Raw genomic sequence first — 1,460 nt, 5'->3', positions numbered from 1 at the left:
GGCGGATTCAATCGGTCGTCGCAACACCTTCGTGAGCTGGGGGTTTGTGATGGGTGTAGGGAATCGGCAGCGGGCGGTGCGGGAGTATCGCGGGCAGATGCCCTCGCCAGGGCGGCCGAGCGTTGCCTGGCGTGAGGACCGGGTCAGGTTCTGGAAGGCGATCGCGCGGGGGCTGAGTTCGGTGGACGCAGCCGCCGTCATTGAGGTCTCGCCTGCGGTGGGGTCGCGTTGGTTTCGTCATGCTGGCGGGGTGAACCCGTGCCTCGCCCCGGCTGTCTCCGGCCGTTACCTATCGTTCGCCGAGCGGGAGGAGATCGCTCTGCTGCGTGCGCGGGACCTTGGGGTCCGTGCGATCGCGCGGTGTCTGGGGCGTTCGCCGTCCACGATCTCGCGGGAGCTGCGGCGCAACGCCTCCACGCGAAGTTACCACCTGGAGTACCGGGCCTCGCTGGCGCAGTGGCATGCCGAGCGGCGGGCTCAGCGGCCGAAGCCGGCGAAGCTGGTGGCCGATGAGCGATTGCGCGAGTATGTGCAGGACCGGCTGGCCGGCAACGTTGTCCACGCCCTGGACGGCCGGGTCGTCGAGGGTCCCCAGGTGCCGCCCTGGCAGGGAAGGAACAAGCCCCGCCGTCAGGACCGCCGCTGGGCGACCTCCTGGAGCCCGGAGCAGATATCACAGCGGCTCACGGTGGACTTCCCCGAGGACGAGTCCATGCGCATCTCCCCGGAAGCAATCTACCAGGCCCTTTACGTCCAGGGACGCGGAGCCCTCAGGCGTGAGCTCGTCGCCTGCCTGCGCACCGGACGGTCACTGCGTGTCCCGCGGGAGCGCACCAGGCAGAGCGTCCGCGGCCACGTGACCGCTGACGTGCTGATCAGCGAGCGGCCGGCCGAGGCCGAGGACCGTGCCGTTCCAGGCCACTGGGAAGGTGACCTCATCATCGGCACCGGCCGGTCCGCGATCGGCACGCTGGTCGAGCGCAGTACGCGGTTCACCATGCTGCTGCACCTGCCCCGGATGGAAGGCTTCGGCACCCAACCACGCACCAAGAACGGGCCCGCGCTGGCCGGCCGCGGCGCCGAGGCCGTGAAAGACGCGATCACCGCCACCATCACGACCTTGCCCGAGCAACTACGCAGGTCCCTGACGTGGGATCGGGGCACGGAACTGGCCCAGCACGCCCAGCTCCGCGTCGATGCCGGACTCCAGGTCTACTTCGCCGACCCTCACAGTCCTTGGCAGCGCGGCACCAACGAGAACACGAACGGTCTGCTGCGGCAGTACTTTCCGAAGGGCACGGATCTGTCGCGCTGGGGCATCGACGAGCTTCAGGCCGTCGCCTTCACCCTCAACAACCGCCCCCGCAAGACCCTCGCCTGGAAGACCCCCGCCGAAGCCCTCAACGAGCACCTACTATCACTACAGGAAGCTGGTGTTGCGACGACCAGTTGAGTCCAAG

The 1,460-nt window shown here is 68.6% G+C and carries 1 protein-coding gene; it reads left to right on the top strand.

The features are described 5' to 3' along the window. The first annotated feature begins 49 nt into the window (after nucleotides 1-49). Nucleotides 50-1,453 carry an IS30 family transposase gene (locus IE239_RS41370; RefSeq protein WP_190154592.1) on the top strand — a complete coding sequence of 468 codons (1,404 nt, stop codon included), beginning with the start codon at nucleotides 50-52 and terminating at the stop codon, nucleotides 1,451-1,453. Nucleotides 1,454-1,460: the final 7 nt, after the last annotated feature.

Source organism: Streptomyces humidus (assembly GCF_014649655.1).
GTDB classification, from domain to species: domain Bacteria; phylum Actinomycetota; class Actinomycetes; order Streptomycetales; family Streptomycetaceae; genus Streptomyces; species Streptomyces humidus.
This window is presented reverse-complemented; position numbering and strand designations above follow the sequence as displayed.